The following is a 21,268-nucleotide window of genomic DNA, read 5'->3' on the forward strand; positions in this document are numbered from 1 at the left end:
GCATGCAAAAAAGCTGTACGATGACGATTACGTCACCATACAGCTTCATTTGTTACAATTTCGAATTCGGCTAAGCGCCTTCTTCTTCAACCAACAGTTCCAGCTTAATCACATTTACTCGGGAAATCCGCTTATGCTCTGTCTCTTGAATGACAAATACATACCCCCCATACTCAACCGATTGACCAACCTCAGGTGGAATGGCATCTACTCTGGAGTACAGCCAGCCCCCGATGGTATCGTAATCGGCACGATCCATCTCCAGTCCGAATCGTTCGCTGACTTCTTCAATCAGCATCAATCCATCAATGGAGTATTCCATCTCATCCACTTGCTCAATGACAGGACGCTCATGGTCGAATTCATCCTGAATCTCGCCTACGATCTCTTCCATGATATCTTCAAGTGTGACAAGCCCGGAGGTTCCGCCGTATTCATCAATCAGAATCGCAATCTGTGTCTTGCTACGCTGCATACGCTTGAGCAGATCACTGATCAGCGTGGTATCTGGCACAGCCAGGATGGGCCGGATTACGGAGATGGTATCCGTGAGCTGGGATCGCATCAGATCCTTGATGTGAATAAAGCCGATAATATGATCCTTGTCTCCGTTATATACCGGATACCTTGTTCGCATACTTTCACTGGCAATCTCCAGATTCTCCAGCATGGACTCATTGGCGTTCAGACAGATCATTTCCGTCCGCGGAATCATAATTTCACGGGCGGTTGTATCCGTAAAATCAAATATATTATCAACAAGTGCTAATTCAGTGTTATCAATTAAACCGCTCTTATTGCTTTCTTTCATCAGAATACGTATTTCATCTTCGCTATGTGCGGAGTCCATCTCCGAAGCTGGTGCCATTCGGAACAGTCTCAACAAGCCGTTAGCCATACCGTTCAGTGCCCATATGAATGGATACATTAACTTGTAGAAGAACGTCAGCAAAGCCGCAGACCACAATGTGATCGTCTCAGACTTTCGAATCGCCATCGTTTTGGGAGCAAGTTCTCCCAGTACAATGTGCAAGATCGTAATAATCACAAATGCAATGGCAATAGAGATTCCATGAACGTAGACTGGTCCCAGTCCAAATGCGGTAAACAAGGGCTCTAACAGATGTGCAATTGCCGGTTCTCCCAGCCACCCGAGTCCCAGTGAAGCCAAAGTTATACCTAGTTGGCAAGCTGACAGATATGCATCCAGATTACGTATGATATTGGAAGCATAGATGGCATTTTTGTTACCTGTTTCCACCAAAGCCTCAATCCGACTTCCACGAACCTTCACCATCGCGAATTCCGCCGACACAAAGAAACCATTCATTAATACAAGTAAACCAATTAATACTAAATTTAAAATACTCGGTAAGGGGTCACTCAAATTTTCATCCTATTCGCCGTCATTCTTCGGCAAATAGGTCCACCTCCTTCGAAAATGTAGGATATTTGCCATTCTGCCGCTCATATGCAATTTCAACTTCCCAATGCTTCCACCTCCACCTTGTTCTGTCGAATAACAAAGATATGCTTCTTTTATTATATAATTCTACACTACACAGTCAATCCGTGTCCTATGACAACGAAATGGCACAAACGCCTTATTTCTTTAACAAAAGTCTCGATTACGCTGTTTTTTTAACATTTCACAAACATAGTCTAACCAAACCAAAGAGAGTATCCTCGCTTATGCTTCCGCATGGCTGGATACTCTCTTTTTGCAATACTGTTATTTTCTCAAATTCTATCTGCTGATTACGATGTCGACTCAATCTCCACTACCGTCTCAGAAGTGGGGTTCCAGCGCCATCTGGCTTGTTTCCCGCTTGAGTTATGCAATCCGCCGACCCAGAATTCATCCTGCTTCAGCAGTGCCCAATCGACTTCTCCATTAAACACCTGAATTCCGAGTTCCGTTAGCGACAGGACTACGTCACGGAATTTTTCATCATGCTGCTTGAAATTAGGGAAAGTGGTTGCACTGCTCATCTGAAGAAGGGCATGAGGTTCTTCTGTCATCCGCCTCAGATGTGCCCAGTATTCAAGATCACCCATCCCGAGAATATGCAGCTTGTCCCCTACCTCGCGAAATAATGGATACGGATGCTCCACACCCGCTCTAATGGTCTCCAGTGTTGTCTGCTCAATGAGCCCCAGACCATTCGATACAGATGGCAGACGGGACAAATGTGCCTTAAAGGTAGCTTCCGCAAAGGGTAGCGCAGAAGTGTCTGCCCGCAAGTAATCCAGATGATGCCGGAAATCAGTCGACGTATAGGCTTCCCAGAACTGCGCACCGGCTTGTAACTCGTTTTTCTCAATCACATGCCAACTACCGGACAGACGTTCAATCTGTGTGGAGGTAAGCTGTCCCAGTCCTCTAAAGTGCTCAATCTCTGGATACGAGTCAATACAGAGCAGATTCAGTTTTGTATTCTGGAGTGCTTGTCCTTTGAAATAATGTAATAGATACGATAACATCGTCTGATCATAGAGATCGTATTCGAACCATAAGACAATTTCCTTGTATTGTTGAAACGAATGCAACTTGTGTTCAAGTTCCTCAATCTTCAAGTATTCCGCCTGTGGAATGCCCAACTGCTGCTCTAACACGGATGCACGATTCTTCCGCTCCTTTGTATCTCCCATCTCTTTGGCTACCGGGCCGTACGTATACAACTCTCTCCATACCAGGATGTCTCCCTGAATTCCACTCTCTCTTAAACGATTGGCAGCGTGATCCCCATTCATAATGTGTAACAATCCTTTTCCCCCTTCATACAAGTCACTGAATACAGAGACCAGATCCCTTACTGGCATAGAGCGCTTGAGTTTGGATCGGGCATCGAACAGTCTTTTCTTTAATGCAGGTACCTTCACCCCGAGGAAATCCGATATTTCCTTGAGCGAGTATCCTTCCAAATAAAACAGTTCAACAGCAATCCGCATCGATGATGGCAGTATTGCAATGGAATCACGAAGCGTACGATGCATTTCATTTTGCACCGCTTGTTTTTCCGGATCATACGCCTGATCCTCTTCATGGAATACATGCTCCAGCTCCTGAACTGGAATCATGGTATGCTGCTTGCGTCTTAGCCAGCGATAACACTGCCTCTCCACGATCACCTTAAACCACCCGGGAAAAGCCTCAGGAGCTTCCAGCTTGGACAGATTGCCAAAGGCTTCAGTAAATGCCTCCTGTACGACATCTTCAGCCCAAAATGTATCTCCCAACCGGTGGTAGGCAACAGCAAGTGCCATCCCGCGATATTGAGACATCAGTTGTGCGTAAGCTTCGGTTTCGCCCTTCATCGCTCCTTCAATCCATGAATTCAACGCTATGGACTCCCTTCATATAAGCATGCTGCTTGTTCTATTCATGTATAAGTGCCATGTTATCGCCAAAAGGTTACGTATGACTCTAAACCTATAGTAACCTTCGTATATATGTTTATGTAAAAAGCTGTCCTGTCTGCGGATTACCTCCACATTCAGGACAGCGAAGCAAATCAGTATGTGTTAGACATGTCAGTTATCAATCAAAATGATGAGGGCCAATGATTATCTGCTTGGAGCTTGCGGGTAATTGCCTACCACTCCTGGATATTGATACAACAACGGCTCATCAAATGTAGCATAGTCGAAGTTGACCATCAACAGCATGATTCGTCTTCCTGTCTTCGGGTCACTGATGATAATATGGTCACGGCCCGCTGCTTCAATGATACCTTGGAAAATACGAGCGTTCCATTCTTTGTTGCCTTCGTAAGTCATATAGAATGTACCGAATTTACCAAGGTTCAGACGTAAAATATTCTCAATGTATGATTGCTCAAACTGTGGAGCCGTTGTTGTAATCACTGCACCCGTTGGTGTCATTGGGCTTCCACTGGATACGAGTGGGGGTACACTTGTGGAGCTTGGTGATACCATCCCTGGCATTGGTGACATGGCAGGCATTCCGTTACCAATTTTGTAAGACGTACCTTGAACCTGAGAATTGGCTTGTTGACCCAACACAGAATTCGCTTGCTGACCCAGTGTTTGAGTCGTTGGTTGATAAGGCTGATTAATCATGGTGATTCCTCCCAAAATTTAATATACTTCCGGACAGTCATCGCCTGTCGGACTGAAGAAACAATGCGCTTTGAAACGTCCTGTATTTGGCTGGTTATACCACGTTGGTGGGCAGTCGCCCACAGGTCGGAAAAACCACAATGAATTGCTCGCTGGCCAGATGCGCTCTCCATTGATCACCCGTTGTGCGAGACGAATCTCGGACTGTCTTGCCCGCTGGTAAAAGTAGCCCTTCTGTGTCGACTCGTAGCCTCCTGGATTCTGGAATACCATACGATTGATATCGCGAATATCCTTAAAATCCAGACAATCCACCAGCACCCGGTTCACACCTACATTGCCTACAAGCAACATACCCTGTTCGCCGTCACCTTCAGCCTCTGCCCTCATGAGCCTAGCCAGCAGCTTGACGTCCTCTGAGTTGGCTTTAATAACAGCCATAGTCTGTTTCCTCCTTTGTTTCAGCTGTTCATCACCGTACATCGTATTGTGCAGGAGCCCATTCGGTGACACGATTCCATCTTTTTTCCATAAAAAAAAGCCCGGAACCTCACCCAAGGTGAAGTCCCGAAGCAACTCGTTTCTTATAATACTCGCCTGTTCAAGGCTTGGCTTCAATCCAATAATCATAGGCATGGACAATGTTGCCTTGGTAAGCCTGATGTTCGGCCAACAGATCCGGAAGCTTGGCAAGTTGAAGTTCCATTTCCGCTGCCCCTTTTTCATAAAAAGAAATATGAGGACCTTCGTGGTTCTGCTTCATTTCTACCGAAATCATCAACCTTTTACCCAAACGATCCGCAATCTCCATCTCCTGACTCACAATAGCAGCAATCCCATTGGAACCTTCGGCGTTGTTACGGAAAGCCATCAGCGACACATGATCGAGTGTACGGATCATAAATTCAGCCACAGATGTATCCTTTCCTGGCAACGCGAAGCTATCCAGCCATACAGCAAGGTCTGCGCTTGTTTCGAGATCACTGTCCTTCTTTGTTTCTTCCTGGAAAAATGTAATGTTGGCAGCCCAATCGGTTAATAAGGTGTCCCGACTATTCTCCCACTCCGGCAATGTGTAAGGCTCAATATCCAGATGGATGCCTTCAAATCGTTCATCCAGCTCGGATTCAGCATTATAGTTTTTCACATAATCAATCAAGCGCTTAATGCGTGGACGATTCTCCTTCTTGCCCCAGATCGGATGTCCACCCATCGCATGAATCTCTATGCCCTGCGCTTTTGCCCGTTTCACAAAACTGCGGTAACTGGAATAGGGTTGATCCAGATCTAACCGCACATACAACCAGTTAATATTCTGCTCTCTAGCAAACGCTAGTATGTGCTCTCCCCCGTCATGCGTCACCTGAGAAGCCTCCCAGATATACGTTCCCCGAATCTCTGGCTGATTGGATGGAATCTCCGGTGATGGCAGTTCCGACGGCTCCAGTTGTCCCCAGTATACAATGTCATGTACAGCAGAACCGGCGTAGGAAGTATGTTCGCTGAATGCAGAGGCAACTTCTTCAATAACACTTTCCAGCTGCGCCGCCCCTTTACCGGCAAATGTCGTGAACTCCTCGCCAGGCATGGGCTTGGTGTTCAACCCAACCGTGATGCTCGCATTACTGGCATCAGCCCAGTTCAGTTCCTGTTCAATTAAACGTATGATGCCATTGTTTCCTTGCGCATTATCACGGTAAGCGAGTAAAGTGACATGATCCGCTTGTTCAATAAACCAACGTGACAATGGTTCGTTATCTGCATCCTCAGAAGTTCTATTCCCTGTGACGGTGTACGAATCCAGCCAAAATGGGAGGTCAACATTCACAGCAACAGCGCCACCCTGTCTCACTTGCTCAAATAACAGATTCATATTGGCCACCCAGGATTGAACCAATGGCTTGGTATCTTCTTTCCAGGCTGGTAACACGTAGGGCTTGATATCCAGATGTATGGCATCAAATCGCTCATTGGGCTCAGCTGCCAGATTATAGTCACTTACCCACGAGGCTAACCTGAGCATGGGGCCTTCACGCCCACTGACCGCCCAGGATGGATCGCCTCCCAGCGCTTCAACCGCAATACCTGCAAGGCTTGCTTTGGCTATAAACGTCTGGTATACCTCCTTGGACAGCGTCATGTCTACATTCACGTACAGCCTGTTTATCTTATGTTTAGCTGCATTGGCCAGCAGCTCATCTCCGTTGCTAACAGACTGCGCCTGCCATACCCAGGCCGCCCGTATATCCGCGCCGTCTGCTTCAGCAGGTGACTCATTCCCTATCATTATCATCCCTCCGATCAGCAGTAACAGCCAAAATACCTTCCGGGATTGTTTCCCGAACATATACTCCCTCCATTCCTCTACTGTTGTAAAATCACATTTATTATAGCAACCGAGTTATTAAAAACAAATAAGCCCAAGTGCTTAACTTGGGCTTATTACTCTTATGTTGGGACAGCTTAGGGCTCGCCCGGCTCAATCCCGGTTCTAGTCCTCATATATCATTTTTCGGGTCATGCCTCCATCAATAACGAGGTTGGTCCCTGTGACAAAGGTATTGCTTGGATCAGACAAATATAAACAAGCACGGGAGATATCCGAAGGAACACCCACACGACCGGAGGGATGCTGTTCATGATCCTCCTTTTTCAATTTCTCCACGTCACCTGTCTCAATCCATCCCGGACTGATACAATTGACCCGAATTTGGTCATTGCCCAGTGAGACCGCCAGCGCATGCGTCAGAGCTACAATCGCTCCTTTGGATGCGGCATAAGCTTCTGTATCCGGCTCAGACATCAGCGCACGGGTAGAAGCCATGTTGATAATGGCACCCCCATGTTCATTGCTTTTCATATGTTTGGCTGCTTCCCGACTCGCCAAAAAGCAACTCCTCACATTGGTATTGAGTACATCGTCCCATTCTTCCAGCGTCAGCTCATAGGGTGACTTCCACTTGGCGAGTCCTGCATTATTCACCAACACATCAATTTGTTTGAATTCTTCCACGGTTGTACGAAAAAGATTCGTAATATCCTGCTCGCTCCGAACATCACATTGGACAAAGATGGCTTCTCCGCCTTCATTACGAATGGAAGCTGCAGCTGCCGCCCCTTCTGCTTCCTGGTAGTCGGCAAGTACAACTTTGGCCCCGGCGACTGCATAAGCCTCAGCCACACTCCGTCCTATTCCCTGAGCGGCCCCGGTTACAACAACGACCTGATCTGTATATGACATATTGATTGCCTCCTCTATTGTAATGATCCTTTGATCATAACCACATTAAGCCTCTTCTTATATAAAAACACGATAGGCCCATTAAGAAACGCTTGTCCAGCAAATAATCAAAAAAAGCTCACGCCCTTCTGGCGCAAGCTGCTCAGTTTAACCACGTAGGCGTTCAGAATATACGCGATTATATCGCTCGAAGCCTACATAACGCGTTCCTTTGAACGAGAGCCGTCCTTCATCCCCCTCGGCGCACAAACCATACTCTTCACCATTGACTTTGAATTCAAGCCGATCTCCACTTTCTACTTCAAAGGTGACGTAGTATAACGTTCGTGCTGTACTGCCCGGTTCAGATTGCGACTGACTCATCTTCATCCGTCTGCTGGTGATTCGTGAAGGCACGGTCAATAGCGGCTCCGAGTTGTTGCGTCCCCACCTCCATACCTCCTTTCCCATCGACAGAAGGACTATACCTATAATCAGAACAAATACAACCGGAAAGACGGTTCCAAACAAATCAAACATCCAGGATGATTCAATGCCCATGTCTCTCCCTCCGTTCATACAACTTAGGACAGCCGGAGTCTTGACCCGTCTCCAGTAATGTATATGCACGTAAATAAGGAACTTGTTATCCGGATTAAAATCGAACGGTGTGAAGGGGAAAATCCTCCGGCAGAATACCGAAGGGTTGCTTTATCCGAAAATAAGTACTATTTCATTATCTAATACCTTGTTTAACTAGCAGCCCTGTTTTATTTAAAGGTTGTTGCAAATCGTTGATCCGTCAATATAACCTGATTAACCTGTCCTTCTTTTGTCAGCATAAACGATGCACGATAGATAGCCAGATCATCTTTTTCCGCTTGCAGCGACTTCTCATCCAGGAATGTTTCCTTCTGAATATGATAGGCATAATCGATATTACGTTCAGATTCGACCAAAACATGTTCCTTGCCATACAGGTCGAGAATCTCTATGTGTCATCCCCGCCTCTGCCTCGCGAGCCGTCTTAAAGTACCCTTTCGAGTCCTTGTTCAAGATGATACTAACGACTTTGGCATCCCTATACCCAATCGTGATTCCATTATTGTATTGATAGGATTGACCCACACCAGTAGATGTTCCCTCACCGAGGATTTTCTCCGCCTCTTCCTGGCTCATTCCATACGTAATCTTATCCTCACTGTCGGTCTTCGTCACAGCCAGATCCTGTTCTGAAAATTCGTTTGGATTGAATTTGCTATTGCCGCAAGCCGTGATCATGATTAATAATAATGCCGCAACAATCCATGTTATTTTTCTCCAGTGTCCATTCCTCATGTACTCACCTCTGATGTTTTTCCAATATTTTTATCATATTAACAACTGAGAAAATAATTAGTAGTGACGTTTTCACCATTCCTCACAAATCAACAGGGGATCCGATATGTAGTTACTCCTGTACCATTATCCGCTCCAACTGAGATAACAGCCTCGGGTAAAGCACTGCTATCTCAGTTCAAGCAAACCCATATTACCATTGTAGATGCATATTTAATAAAGCAAAGGACAATTAGCCTAGGCTGTTAACGTACTCAAGCTAATTGTGTGATCACAAGATGTGCCGATACAGGTCTTGTTCCGCCCGCAAGTGGCGTGATTGTTAATGCTGTAGCATTACCAGCCGGGTTCCGTACGGTCAGAATAGAATTAATCACGGTTGTCTGCACCAAAGCCATACCCACAATCTGAGACGTTCCCGTTGCTCGCCCAACTACAGTAGGAGCCAAATCTGCCCCATTGAGAGTTAAGATTAATTGACCGGCTTCATTGATGCTCACCTGGAACAAAATCTGATACGTACCAATGGCTGCCAGATTGAATGAACTAGGCCCTGTGCGTGCGATCGTTATTCCACTTGTCGGCCCATCCTGAGGAAAGCTTACATCAGTACCGGGAGCAACCGTTGCTGCATTATCAGGTGGCATCAGTGCGAAAAAGTCCGCAAACCCCAGTACACTTCCGGCTGCTCCTGCTGCACCTGTAACTCCTGTGGCTCCAGCGGGACCAGCTACTCCAGTCGCACCTGTCGGACCTACTGCTCCAGCAGGACCTACCGCTCCTGTTGCGCCGACTGGTCCTGCCGATCCTACTGCTCCAGCAGAGCCTGCCGCTCCCGTTGCACCGACTGGTCCTGCCGGGCCTACTGCTCCAGCAGGGCCTATTGCTCCTGTTGCACCTGTTGGTCCTGCTGGGCCTACTGCTCCAGCGGGTCCGGGGAAACCTTGAGGTCCAATCGCTCCGGCAGGACCTGGATTACCTTGCGGACCTTGTGGCCCTACGGCCCCTGCTTCTCCCGGAATCCCCTGTGCTCCCATGGGTCCAGCAGGTCCGACCGGGCCTTGAGAGCCTACCGCTCCAGCAGGACCAGGCTGTCCCTGAGGTCCTTGTGGTCCAGGTGGCCCCCCTGCTGGTCCTTGAGCTCCTGGTGGTCCTTCAACCCCTTGTTTACCTGGAATACCCTGTACGCCCTGTACGCCTTGTATACCTTGTGGTCCTGTTGGGCCAACAACAGTAGGTGTAGATATATTCACTTCTGGAGGCGGACATTTTACTTGAACGAACTTTTTAACCACTTTTAATCGGCGTTCTTTTCTTTTAATTTTACACGGGTGTAATGTTGCCTTTTTTCTCCTCATACGTTTCTTCACTTCTGAATAACTCACCGTGTGGACACCTCCCTAAAGACATAGTTTAACGTACGTATGTAGATGAAAAGGTGCGTGGACGAACAACCATTTTAGTGAAAAACTCAGCTTATTCCCAGGAAAAACAATAAAATTGAATCACACCGTCCCTACGGTTGATCTAAATCGGTCATAACCATTAATTGAGTCGAGCTGGTTTACGTAACGGTATTTGTTCACAAAAAAACTCATGCCATTTGGGCATGAGTTGCTTGGTTTAATCACGCAGACGTTCCGAATAAAGCAGATTAGTTCGTTTAAAGCTAATATATCATACCCCTTGAAAGAGAGTCGTCTTACATCTGCATCGGGTGTACAACGATATAGGAGTTTTGAGAAAAAGGTAACCAGGACCTCCATAACATGTTGAGTTCACTTATACTGATTTTTCGATTGTAATATTCTTCATCACAATTAATCTTGTGGTCTAACGATTCTGCCAAGTAAAAATGTGTTTCATCATAACCAACGACGGGAACAAAATGCAAATAACGTTGCTTGGGATGTACTCTAATAAATAAAATAACAGGCACACCCTGGCTGATCTGTTTTTTCAACGTATTCGCATTTCCTCGTAAGTACATTGCCTGATATCCTAGCTTCCTGAAAAAAACAACGACCGCTTTGGGATATACCGTCCCATCCAGTAATTTGCGAGGATAGGTTTCATATAACTTTGTTCCGTTGGACTCCAAACCGAAATGTCTCAAGACAAACGCACTTGAAAATGCAGCGCATTCGTAGTTTTTCTGAATATCCAACCGATTTGAAGATTGAATGTAATATGTGCTTGGCACATTGACTGTGTACATGCGATCTTTCTTAGGGAAACTGAAATAAAGGGAGATCACCCAGAGAATAATCAACCAAAGTAATACATTGAGAAACAAAACGTGACCTCCTTCGTCTCATCAAGATGTCTTTTAGATGTTCATTCCTCGCACCAGTTCTTTAAAACCCAATCTTTAATTTGTTCAGCTACTCCCACTGCTGTAAGTTCTGTCGTATCAATTGTTTGCATTGGCGGGTCAAACGCAGTTTCCGAATTATGGAGTAACCAGTTGGCAAAGTTTTTATGATCTTCAATCAAGTTCACGTCCCACCCACGGGCTCTTAAACGCGTCTCGCGAGTAACATCGTCACAATGCAAGTTCATATATAGAATTCGATCAAATCGATCTATGTAATCGGACGATGCAATGTTTTCCGGAACCATCGTTCCACATAAAACAGTCCCTCGCCCACTTAGCGATATGTTATACGCAATCCTCAACCAATTCTCTTTGGCAATCTGCCAATCCACATTATCGATGATATCCATATCAAAAACGTCAAATTCGGGTAGCTGCTTCCGAACATGCGAAGAGATCGTTGTTTTTCCTGTTCCACTTGCGCCTGTCACTACAAAAAGGGGTAATCTTCTCATAACTCGCTCCTTTAGTTAAAATAAAATTTGATTTATTACGTTCTCCATTGATCTGCTTTCAAGCCATAAATAATAGCGATATATAGGTAGCAGTATCCATTTGATATTTAAACATAGCCCACTCTCCGATTCATTTCATTTAATCACCGTTTTCTTGCTTTAATCACAAAAGATACAGGTAACATCTTTGCTCTTTTAAGGAGACTATCGCTATTATTATGTAATTGCATGATATCCTCATCGGATTCTTCTATCATTTGTTCAATGACAAATCCCGCTTTCGCTAACGCATTGACATAGGTTGATAGTTGACGATCAGCCAAGGTTAGTTCACCCTGACAAAAGTCAGGAGATATCGCATACCACGATTCATCAGAATATGGCTTATTGAAGACAAATCTATCATTTTCTTCAACGACACATCTATGAATTGGATGAGACCAACTGAAAATAAAAATACCATCTTTCTTTAAATAAGAAGCGATTCGGCTGAAAGTACCTTCAAGATCGGTTGTCCAACCTATGGCATAAATCGAATACACAGCGTCAAAATAATTAGTAGGAATACCGCATTCCTCTTCCATGGGTGAACATATCAATGTTGCAGGAATTCCGTATGTCCTCAAGTGTTGTTGTGTCTTTTCTATCTGTTTCTGGGATATATCCATACCCCACAGTTCACCTGCTTTGCGGTCTCCATGATACTGCAAGGATTGACCATTTCCACAGCCCACCTCTAACATCTTTAATCCTGAGACATCACCAAAAAGTTGGTGTTTTTCTTCTGAGATAAATGCTCCATAATGTGGAAGCACGATTGCACTCAAAAAGTCATTCCCTTTTGTATCCCAATAAAAGCTGTTTGTTTCATAAACACTGTACTTGTTCATCCGATAGCCTCCTTTATACACTACATTCAGAACATTACTTGTTACCTTCGTTGAAATATGTAATCTACATCGACTCGTTTCATAGATTGAACTTCCTTTCCCGGAACTTTTAAATATTATTCTTATCACTGAACTCAATGCAAAAAGGTTGCATCTCAGGTTTTAAGCAATACTCTATTCTTTCTCTGAAGTTTTTCCATTCGACTTTTAAAATGGCTTCTTCGATCGGAAAGAAACCAGACTCTAAGCTCTCCGATGATGTGATTAATTCTCCTCCTATTGGTTTGGCTAGGAATAATGTGTTACATATTGAATTTTCAATATTTTGAAATATTCCACAGAATCTGATGATTTCAATGTCGATTCCGGACTCCTCTTTCGTTTCTCTGATCGCTGCTTGACTTAGAGATTCTCCTTCTTCTACTTGACCACCTGGCATTTCCCATCCTCTTCGTGGTCCTCTAATAAGTAATAATTCATTTTTGTCGTTTATCACGATTGCAGCGGCAGATAAGATATGTTTTGGAGGGCTCATTTATTCGACTCCTTCTAGAGAGATTAATATACGTTTGAAGAACAATTTATAGGCAGACTAAAAGAAGTTATATATCCCATCTTCAAAGTAATTATATTCTTCATCCGTTATTCTTAACTTTCCATACCCGTTATAAAATATTTCTATATCTCTTTCATTATCAAACGCATTATGTTTCGGTCTAATGGCTAATGCTACATCATATCTTGGATCGCCATAAGCTGCTCCTGCCCAGTCAATAACTCCAACAATCTTGCAATCATTAACTAGTACATTATCAATAGTAAAATCTCCATGAATGAAAGTGTTCTCTATTGGTTTTGGTCTTCCTTCTTTCAACTGTTGAAGTAGTTCTTCTGATCCGTCTACAGCAAAGTGAGTCAGATTATATTCTGCTTTGTTAAGCCTTGTATCTAACCAAGGAGTGTTATTGTTCAATAATTCAACAGGACAAGAGCATTCATGTATTTTCTTTAAACAAAACCCAAAGTTAAAAATCGCTTTTTCTTTACTTTGGAGGTCAGGCATCTTAGAGAGAAATTCTCTTAAACTTATTCCATCAATATAATCCATCAGGAGCCATCTCGATGTGTCCTCAGTATGAAATGAATATACCTTTGGAACAGGGAGTCCCGTATGGTAAAGGTATTGGAGCACCTTATATTCATCGGATAACCATTCATTATAAAGATCGTTTTCTGTCTTCTTGATGATGTACTTTTGATCAAACGTATCCAGTATAGCCACAGTAGAAGTATGACCTTGCTTAGGAAAAGTGATTTTCTGGATTTCCCCTATATGTTCTTTTATTTCAATTGGGAGATCTTGAATTTTCATGGTTTTATCCTTTCTACTATCTCATGCTCTTTCTGATCATGTTCTCGTCGATAATTAAGCTCTAAAAGTACAAATCCCATCCCATAATAAAAGCAGCAAATAGGAAAGCCGACATGCCAGACATGATGTATACCGCCTTTTGCTTTTTACTATAGCTTCTTTTCAGCAGTTTGTAGAACAACAAGACAAGATACACCACAGCTAGAATCACATAAACCAGGTTCAAGATGAGATGTATGCGCAATGAAGAATAGGGGGAGAAGCCTAAGGCGCGCATGAACAATAGGATCGTATTCAAAATGAATGCCAGACTGGCGATATTAATGACAATATGATATTTATCAAACCCTGTACCGGGTCTTTCCCAGTTTTTTAATTTGTATTTGGATAACCGAATAAAATAGCCAATTATCGCTCTCAAACTGAGCAGGATCGCAATTGCAAGAGCAATAAAAGATGCTTTGATCAAGTTTATCGTTAAGTTGGATACGGGCAAAAAGTCATTATAAGACATAGAGACCATCTCGACAGTGCCATGACTCTCAACAACATTTGCAAAGTTACTAAGCTCAAATGTTGTATACTTCTGCAGACTTAACATCGAATATGCCTTCGTAAAACCGGAAACGACCCGTCGCGCAGGCAGATAATATCCTCCACTCTCAGATTCAACTGAATTCGTGCTGAAACTACTTCCAAACACCTTCTGGACAAGACCAACGTTATAAGCCATTTCATTTGACTGGTTTGTCATGACTACTAACCCAAAATTAGACTCCGGGTCAAAAACAAATTTACTTGAAAATCCCGCCGTACTTCCAGCGTGTTCCAGTGCAGGCACCCAGTATTCCACTTCAAAGAAGCCATGTGCAATTCGTGGAGTTGAAGTCCCATCGTAATATAGACTTGTTGACAGCATCTCGTCTAAGGTGTCATTGTTCGCAAATAATAAATTACTACGATCCACCGGCATTAAGGCTGCAAGAAATCTAGCTGCATCCTCTGCTGTGCCCATGGCGCCCCCCGTAGGGTACAAGCTTATGTATGCTCTATTCTTAGGGATGAGTTTCAGATTCGTAGTGTACCCCTGAATCTCGTTTCTTCGTTTCAAGACGTTTAAATTATCATACTGTGACGGGTGAATCGAAGTGTCTTTCATATTCAGCGGTTTAAATATATGTTCGTTGACATATTTGTAAAAGGTTTGTCCGCTTTGTAATTCAACGATGTAAGCAGCCATAGCCGTACCATAGTTTGAATAAGCAACGACACTCCCAGGTTTATCGATCTGCCTCGGTTCAAATTTTTGTAAAGCTTCACCTAATTCCACAATATCACTCTCGGATGAATACCATAAGTCTATCAATCTATCTTCCCATCCTGCGTTATGATGCATAAGGTTCATTAGGGTAATGGGAGCATCGTATTCAAGATTCTTTAGAAATCCTTCCGGCAAATAGTCCTGAATATCGGTATCCAAATCAAGCTTTCCCTGTTCTACAAGCTGCATAACACTCGTCCAGACCAATAGTTTAGAAGTTGAACCCCATTCAAACACAGTAGAGGTGTCTGCTTTTCTCTGTTGCTCAATATCTGCGTATCCATAGGCCTTATTCACAATAGTCTCACCGTTCTTGATAGCTACAACCGAAACGGCAGCGGTGTTCTTCTGATTAATAGCCACATATGAATCTATTGTTTCCTCTAGCGAAGACAACGCAATCCTGGAGGGCGTAGTATCCACATTCTCTACCTCAGCGTTTACAGGTACCGCACATGTCGTAATGATGAATGCAAGTATCAGAACACAAGCGATTACTTTATTAACATAGTAATATTTTCGATTAATCTTCATTAGCCACTCTCCTTCAAATTTTTTATTCATTGTAGAGTGTTAGTTCTATGGATTAAATAGCGCTTAATTCATTTGTTGAAATGAGGAAGTCTCAACCAGTTAATTACCAAGTAAGAAGTGGTGAAGTACCAAAGCTTGAATAACTTAGTAAACTGCTGATCGGTCGGAAATATGCCGTTTTTTCTCCAATCTGTAACAATATCTTTACAACTAACATTTTCTTGTGTGTTTATTCCGTTAATACTTTTGATTTGGTGACTGCTGTGACGTGAATAAGGGCCAAATAAATCAGAAGCATTAAACATACCAAAGAAGCACCCCTTATAATGAGAATTACTATGAATTTGTTTATCTAGCGAATATACCAAATGGTTTACTTCAGGTCTGATAGACTTTTTATCATATAAGCTTTTGTTTCGGGTTATATCCATATTTATGGTCTCTAGAATATTGCTTAGCCTTTTAATAAAATCAGATTGTGTGTAACTATATAAGTTAGCCCATTCATACAGTACTACGCTAATTTCTTTTTTTACTATTGCACCCTTAAACAGATAAGAACTATTGAATATGTCTTTATTATTGATCGTAACTTTTTCAAATGCGGACAAATTATATGTTCGAAGAAGCTCGGTCATCTGAATTGCCCATAAATACTCTTGAAATGAATTTGCTTCTACGTAATGTTCTTTTCCTTTGTTCATGATATGATTTGCATACTTTAAAGCTCTTGAATCAGCGATTTGAACATCTTTCGTTTCTAGCACATTCTCTATGTCGCTTATATTAATATGCTCCCCCTTTTGTACAACTTCTTTAGTAACCTGATGACTCCAAAGGTGTCCTAATTTAGAGTGCGCTTCATAGTAGCTTAGGAACACGCGATGTAATGAAAAAAAATTACTTTCACCTACACTTGAAATCATGTTATCCACATCTTTATGATGAACCCGAAATAAGCGCTTTTGCTTGGTAGCGTACCCATCTTCTACATTAATTGTTTCTCCATCCTCAAAATCAATATAAAAAGAATTTAACGCAGGTAATGTATCAAAATGAGCAGAAACAATAAGTCCGGAATTTTCTGAAGATAATCTATGCAAGTTAATTTCTCCTTTTAATTCGTAAATTCAATTCCAAGTAGATTCAATTCATTTATACTAACTTCATGCCCCTATAGTTTTCGTGCCTTTATCACAAAGGTTACAGGGAGCATCTTTGCTTTATTAGCAAAATCATCATTTTACAGTTGCATCAATTATCAAAGTAACATTTTTTATAAACAGTCTATCCTCTTCTGCAGCAACACATTTGTGGATGACAAAAGTTGTCCTTTGGTATCCCAAAACAAGCCATTGGTTTAATGAATACTACGTTTATCCTTGTCACCTTCCTCCAAACTAAGAGTCAATAAACAATTCCACATTTTGAGTAATTTACCTTAATTATTTCTATAATAACCCATGCTGCAATATTTGCGAAGTGAATTTAAAAGCGCATACATTTCTCTCCAAATCAAAAAGAACCCTCCCGCAGGAGCGTTCTCTGTGAATGATTAGCCTAAGCGTACATCAGATCCATAAACTCGCGAGTTACATCTTCACCTTCGGCTGGTTCGGGCTGGTCTGCTTGTGCGTGTTCTGCCATGCAAGCCTTCACTGCTTCCTCTGTTGTACAACGATTCGCATCGTCACATGTGTAGCACAATTGAAGCATATATCTGGTTAATTCATCCGCCTGCGTGATTTGAGTTTGACCGTTGGTTCTCATCTTCATCACTCCTTCTCTTGTTGAGTTAAATATATCACCTTCTAGTGGATTTATTTGTGATTTATTTCACAAACTAAACAAAAAAGAAAAGGAACCCTTAGGCTCCTCTCCTTTCTCCTATCTATTCACATCGATAACACCCTACTTTAGAGTACTTTCCAATGTACACCGCCATCTACCGTTTGCAATAACAACGATCTTTTGGCATCTGTATTTTCAACCAATATCCAGCCAAGCTTGGGGGTAACCATCTGCATCTTCACAATCTCCGGATAGTCTTCGAGAATTTTCTCCAGTACACTGCTTGCAGGAAGAACGCTCCATGTTTTGCCCGCATCCTTGGTGTGGTAGGTTATGCCCTTTTGCATCGCCCAACCTTCCGATGCGTTCAGAAATACCGGTGAAAGGTTACGATTTGGACCCGTTTGTTTGTTTAAAGTGAAATTGGACAGCTTCCAGCTCTTTCCGCCATCGGTGGTAAAGAATCCATTGAATGTCGTGCTCTCCCCTTGAGAACAGGACATTGACATCCAAGCTGATTGCGCTTCACGTCCAAAAAATTGTGGTGAACTAACACTGAAATTACCACACCCGTTGAATTTGTTTCGATCAAAGAAGGTTGGTCCAGTATTCCAGTTCTCTCCGCCGTCTGATGTTACATATAACTTCGGTGTGCCGAACTCCAGCGCTGTTAAGAAACCATGTTTTGGATCCGAGAAAGTCATCCCCATGGTGTATCCACGTTTGGAAATCTCTTCTGCTTCCTGTTTGCCATCTTCATCACTGGATGACATCCGATTCCAGGTAATTCCACCGTCCTCGGTGAAGTAAAGTTTCTTGTCCTGTTTACCAATAGCGGTATCGACCGTGGTGAGAATCCAGCCTTTCTCAGGAGATACAAATGAGATCGCAGTCACTTTATCCGTCTTGGACAGAGAAGACAGGCTCCAGGTTACGCCCCCATTGTTGGTGCGAAGCACCATGGTATCTGTTCCACCCATGCCTTCACGAACAATCCAACCATGTGCACGATCTACAAAATAAATGCTTTGTCCATATTTAGGGTTAGCCGGAAACTGTACATTTTCCGAAGGTGAAATATTGGTCCAGGTCTTTCCCTGATCCTGAGTGTAGTACAGGCGCAGTGCATTCCGCGTCACACCCCACGCCAATCCTCCGTTGTCATTGAGCAACTGAAAATCGGTCAAACGGGTCTGTATTTGGTACTTGGCCATATCTGCAGATTCTGTACTGTTCACAGGGGGAACGACAGTTAATGTCTGCCCTGTATTCCCGGCGTCCTCCTGCTGCTGCGGAGGTTCTGCTTCCGGAGGTTGATCTGAGTCGGTGCATGCAGCCAATACAGCTGCTATACCTATAGACAGCAATGCTGTCTGCGCGATTTTAATCCATTGCAAACGCAAGTGGGTTCCACCTCTCTCATCCAATATACAGGCGCGCATGCCTGTCCTATGGCGTTTTATTTACGATTCATCAGAATCCACTGCTCCTATTCTACCACAAACCTTATGTAAAAGGCTCAATTGCCGACTCATGGTTGACCCACTCCCTTTTTCCAGCTCATACTCTGGGCTATAGGTCGCACATTTATTACCATTAATTTCATCCTAAACTGTTTTTCGACGGAATAATTGGTAAAAAGACATGAAATGTGAACTATTTTATAGACAACACTCGCTTTATATTCTCTAATCCCTTAATATGGATGGGAGTATAACCCAAAAAGGAGATGATATGAACATGACAAATAGTGCAGCTCTGAAACCAAGTCGTGTCGTGATTGTAGGCATGGGTGCGGTGGGAACAACAACGGGATACACGCTAATGTTGAGACAGCGTTCGTCCGAGTTGGTATTTGTGGATGTGAATCATGATAAGGCAACCGGCGAAATGCTGGATATGAACCACGGTCTTCCATTTACGGGAGGCGTGAAAGTATGGGCTGGCGATTATTCCGACTGCAAAGATGCGGATATCATTATTATTACAGCCGGTGCTTCCCAGAAGCCTGGCGAAACCCGGATTGATCTGCTGAAGAAAAATGCAAGCATTTTCAAAGATATTATCGAGCGTATTACTGAAGTGAATTCTCATGGTATTTTGCTGATTGCAACCAATCCTGTTGATATTTTGTCCTATACTTCTTGGAAACAAAGTGGATGGCCTGCTTCCCGTGTCATCGGTTCAGGTACATTGCTCGATAGCGCACGTTTCCGTTACCTGATTGGTAAAAATAAAGGGATCGACCCGCGTAGTATTCACGCACACATTATTGGTGAGCATGGAGATTCCGAAGTACCGGTATGGAGCCTGGCTAACGTTGCAGGAACAGATCTGGAATTGGATGAAGAAACACAACAGGATATCTTTGACCGTACCAAAAATGCAGCGTATGAGATTATTAATGCCAAAGGAGCGACTTCCTATGCAATCGCCCTTGCTCTGGACCGCATTGTAGCTGCAATTCTCGGCAACGAAGGCTCCGTTCTGAACGTATCCACTTACCTTGAAGACTACAATGGTGTATCGGATGTTTATCTCGGAGTTCCATGTGTTGTCGATCGCAACGGTGTGCGCGAAATTCTGCCTCTTCCGCTGAATGAATCCGAGAAAGTGGCTTTCCAGGCATCTGCTAACAAATTAAAAGAACAGATCGCTGGATTGGAATAATCTAGCCTCGCATTCATTCATATCGTGAACGATTTAGCATGTTAAACGTTGTGAATTAAGATATCTGTGCTAGCTAAAAGGACCATTTGTTTCTTCCAGAGAGAAGAAGCAAATGGTTTTTTGTTTTGACTTCTACTTATATGACTATTTAGATATTAGGTATTAGATGTTAGTTTACATAATATTAATTATGTTTAAATATCCGCCATCCAAATCAATAACAAAAAAGCCTGTCACTTGGACAGACTCCTTTTTGGGATAAATATTGGCTTTTTACTTCTAATATGTCGGGAGTTTAACGTCCAGCAGAGCCATAGCCTCTTCTTTCTCCCTACTGGTGACGTGAGTGTACACCGTTGTTGTTTGAATCGAAGCGTGACCCAGTAGCTCCTGCACGGTACGCAGATCGGCTCCACGCCGTAACATCATGGTCGCGAAAGAGTGACGCAGCTTATGACTGGAGTAATTTTGACGTTGATTAGCTGGTGATTCCTGCTGGAAGCGTTCAAACGTTTCTGTAGATATGAGCTGGATGCTGCGAATCGACAGTCTTTTCCCTTTTTGCGAGACAAATAACGCTTCCTCTTTCGGTCGCCAAGGATCGAGACGCTCAGCCATCGCTTGTGATAAGACTTTTGCCACAGTCTCCGGTACAGGTAGGGAGCGCCATTTACGACCTTTACCAAATACATCCAATGTACGCCGCTCCGCATTATAGTCTTTGCAATCCAGAGCATGCACTTCTCCAACCCGTAATCCCATATATCCCATCAGTAGAAAAACAGCCAGATTACGTGTACGATACTTTCCTTCTACCGACTCCAGAAAACGTGTCAGCCCACTTTCATCAAGGAAAACGGGCGCACGGTTTTTCTCGGTTTTGGATTTTTTGATCCCAAACGCCGGATTATTGCTTAACAATTCAAGTTCAATGAGGGACTTGTAAAAACAGTTCACCGCCGCATGTTTGCGATTTCTCGTGGCATCACTAACCCCACGCTCCCGCGCGCGGGACAGAAAAGACAACACATGCAGCTTTTTGACCTGCTCCAGTGACTTTCCTTGAATGGAGACCAGGAATTCCACTACGTCACCTGTGTATGATTTTACCGTATGGCCTGTATATCCGGCATCCTTCATCCATATGTGAAAAGCTTCTAGCTCGTCCGCATATTGCTCCTGAATCTCCTCGGTCATCATCTGTCTACGTCACCTCA

General features: G+C 43.5%; 21 protein-coding genes. 1 reads left to right on the plus strand and 20 read right to left on the minus strand.

From position 1 onward, the window contains the following. Positions 1–70: 70 nt before the first annotated feature. The 19 genes from NST33_RS16940 to NST33_RS17030 all read right to left on the minus strand — a co-directional run bounded on the left by NST33_RS16940 (position 71) and on the right by NST33_RS17030 (position 18,784). The gene (locus tag NST33_RS16940) at positions 71–1,387 is read right to left on the minus strand and encodes a hemolysin family protein (RefSeq protein ID WP_339304133.1); all 1,317 of its coding nucleotides are present in this window, start codon (positions 1,385–1,387) and stop codon (positions 71–73) included. A 371-nt stretch (positions 1,388–1,758) separates the two neighbouring features. After that, positions 1,759–3,342: a sigma-70 family RNA polymerase sigma factor gene (locus NST33_RS16945; RefSeq protein WP_339304135.1), complete on the minus strand. Its 1,584-nt coding sequence runs from the start codon at positions 3,340–3,342 to the stop codon at positions 1,759–1,761. Positions 3,343–3,567: 225 nt separating this feature from the next. After that, the gene (gene gerQ / locus NST33_RS16950) at positions 3,568–3,966 is read right to left on the minus strand and encodes a spore coat protein GerQ (RefSeq protein ID WP_237175743.1); all 399 of its coding nucleotides are present in this window, start codon (positions 3,964–3,966) and stop codon (positions 3,568–3,570) included. A gap of 135 nt (positions 3,967–4,101) precedes the next feature. Beyond that, positions 4,102–4,524 (minus strand): cell wall hydrolase, encoded by a 423-nt coding sequence (locus tag NST33_RS16955; protein ID WP_221821779.1) that lies wholly within the window; start codon positions 4,522–4,524, stop codon positions 4,102–4,104. Between the two features lie 160 nt (positions 4,525–4,684). Then, positions 4,685–6,370 (minus strand): hypothetical protein, encoded by a 1,686-nt coding sequence (locus tag NST33_RS16960; protein WP_339304137.1) that lies wholly within the window; start codon positions 6,368–6,370, stop codon positions 4,685–4,687. Positions 6,371–6,574: 204 nt separating this feature from the next. Continuing rightward, positions 6,575–7,324 carry a glucose 1-dehydrogenase gene (locus NST33_RS16965; protein WP_339304139.1) on the minus strand — a complete coding sequence of 250 codons (750 nt, stop codon included), beginning with the start codon at positions 7,322–7,324 and terminating at the stop codon, positions 6,575–6,577. A gap of 147 nt (positions 7,325–7,471) precedes the next feature. Continuing rightward, the gene (locus tag NST33_RS16970; RefSeq protein ID WP_017688132.1) at positions 7,472–7,864 is read right to left on the minus strand and encodes a DUF2500 domain-containing protein; all 393 of its coding nucleotides are present in this window, start codon (positions 7,862–7,864) and stop codon (positions 7,472–7,474) included. Positions 7,865–8,073: 209 nt separating this feature from the next. Then, the gene (locus NST33_RS16975; RefSeq protein ID WP_339177033.1) at positions 8,074–8,262 is read right to left on the minus strand and encodes a hypothetical protein; all 189 of its coding nucleotides are present in this window, start codon (positions 8,260–8,262) and stop codon (positions 8,074–8,076) included. Continuing rightward, complete coding sequence (locus NST33_RS16980; protein WP_339177035.1) at positions 8,249–8,641, minus strand: hypothetical protein; 393 nt, start codon at positions 8,639–8,641, stop codon at positions 8,249–8,251. Before NST33_RS16980 ends, NST33_RS16975 begins: the two co-directional genes overlap by 14 nt. 254 nt (positions 8,642–8,895) lie before the next feature. After that, positions 8,896–10,026 (minus strand): collagen-like protein, encoded by a 1,131-nt coding sequence (locus NST33_RS16985; RefSeq protein WP_339304141.1) that lies wholly within the window; start codon positions 10,024–10,026, stop codon positions 8,896–8,898. A 317-nt stretch (positions 10,027–10,343) separates the two neighbouring features. After that, complete coding sequence (locus NST33_RS16990) at positions 10,344–10,937, minus strand: C39 family peptidase (RefSeq protein WP_221821578.1); 594 nt, start codon at positions 10,935–10,937, stop codon at positions 10,344–10,346. Positions 10,938–10,978: 41 nt separating this feature from the next. Next, the gene (locus tag NST33_RS16995) at positions 10,979–11,473 is read right to left on the minus strand and encodes an AAA family ATPase (RefSeq protein WP_221821580.1); all 495 of its coding nucleotides are present in this window, start codon (positions 11,471–11,473) and stop codon (positions 10,979–10,981) included. A 143-nt stretch (positions 11,474–11,616) separates the two neighbouring features. After that, positions 11,617–12,363, minus strand: a complete 747-nt coding sequence (locus NST33_RS17000; RefSeq protein ID WP_339177039.1) for a class I SAM-dependent methyltransferase — start codon at positions 12,361–12,363, stop codon at positions 11,617–11,619. Between the two features lie 109 nt (positions 12,364–12,472). Continuing rightward, positions 12,473–12,898, minus strand: a complete 426-nt coding sequence (locus NST33_RS17005) for an NUDIX hydrolase (protein ID WP_339304144.1) — start codon at positions 12,896–12,898, stop codon at positions 12,473–12,475. A gap of 57 nt (positions 12,899–12,955) precedes the next feature. Further along, complete coding sequence (locus tag NST33_RS17010; protein WP_339304146.1) at positions 12,956–13,735, minus strand: phosphotransferase; 780 nt, start codon at positions 13,733–13,735, stop codon at positions 12,956–12,958. A gap of 61 nt (positions 13,736–13,796) precedes the next feature. Beyond that, entirely contained in the window at positions 13,797–15,590 is a 1,794-nt protein-coding gene (locus NST33_RS17015) for a serine hydrolase domain-containing protein (RefSeq protein WP_339304148.1), read from the minus strand. A 68-nt stretch (positions 15,591–15,658) separates the two neighbouring features. Next, positions 15,659–16,693: a hypothetical protein gene (locus tag NST33_RS17020; RefSeq protein WP_339304150.1), complete on the minus strand. Its 1,035-nt coding sequence runs from the start codon at positions 16,691–16,693 to the stop codon at positions 15,659–15,661. A 457-nt stretch (positions 16,694–17,150) separates the two neighbouring features. Further along, positions 17,151–17,360 carry a hypothetical protein gene (locus NST33_RS17025; RefSeq protein ID WP_339304152.1) on the minus strand — a complete coding sequence of 70 codons (210 nt, stop codon included), beginning with the start codon at positions 17,358–17,360 and terminating at the stop codon, positions 17,151–17,153. 146 nt (positions 17,361–17,506) lie between these two features. After that, positions 17,507–18,784, minus strand: coding sequence for a YCF48-related protein (locus tag NST33_RS17030; RefSeq protein ID WP_237174902.1), 1,278 nt, complete (start codon positions 18,782–18,784; stop codon positions 17,507–17,509). 337 nt (positions 18,785–19,121) lie between these two features. On the opposite strand from NST33_RS17030, the gene NST33_RS17035 reads away from it, so the two are divergent. Next, positions 19,122–20,051 (plus strand): L-lactate dehydrogenase, encoded by a 930-nt coding sequence (locus NST33_RS17035; protein ID WP_076217081.1) that lies wholly within the window; start codon positions 19,122–19,124, stop codon positions 20,049–20,051. A 279-nt stretch (positions 20,052–20,330) separates the two neighbouring features. On the opposite strand, the gene NST33_RS17040 is transcribed toward NST33_RS17035, so the two are convergent. Next, positions 20,331–21,251, minus strand: a complete 921-nt coding sequence (locus tag NST33_RS17040) for a tyrosine-type recombinase/integrase (protein WP_221821586.1) — start codon at positions 21,249–21,251, stop codon at positions 20,331–20,333. Positions 21,252–21,268 lie beyond the last annotated feature (17 nt).

Origin of the sequence: Paenibacillus sp. FSL L8-0435 (genome assembly GCF_037965655.1) — a bacterium.
Classification (GTDB): Bacteria; Bacillota; Bacilli; order Paenibacillales; family Paenibacillaceae; genus Paenibacillus.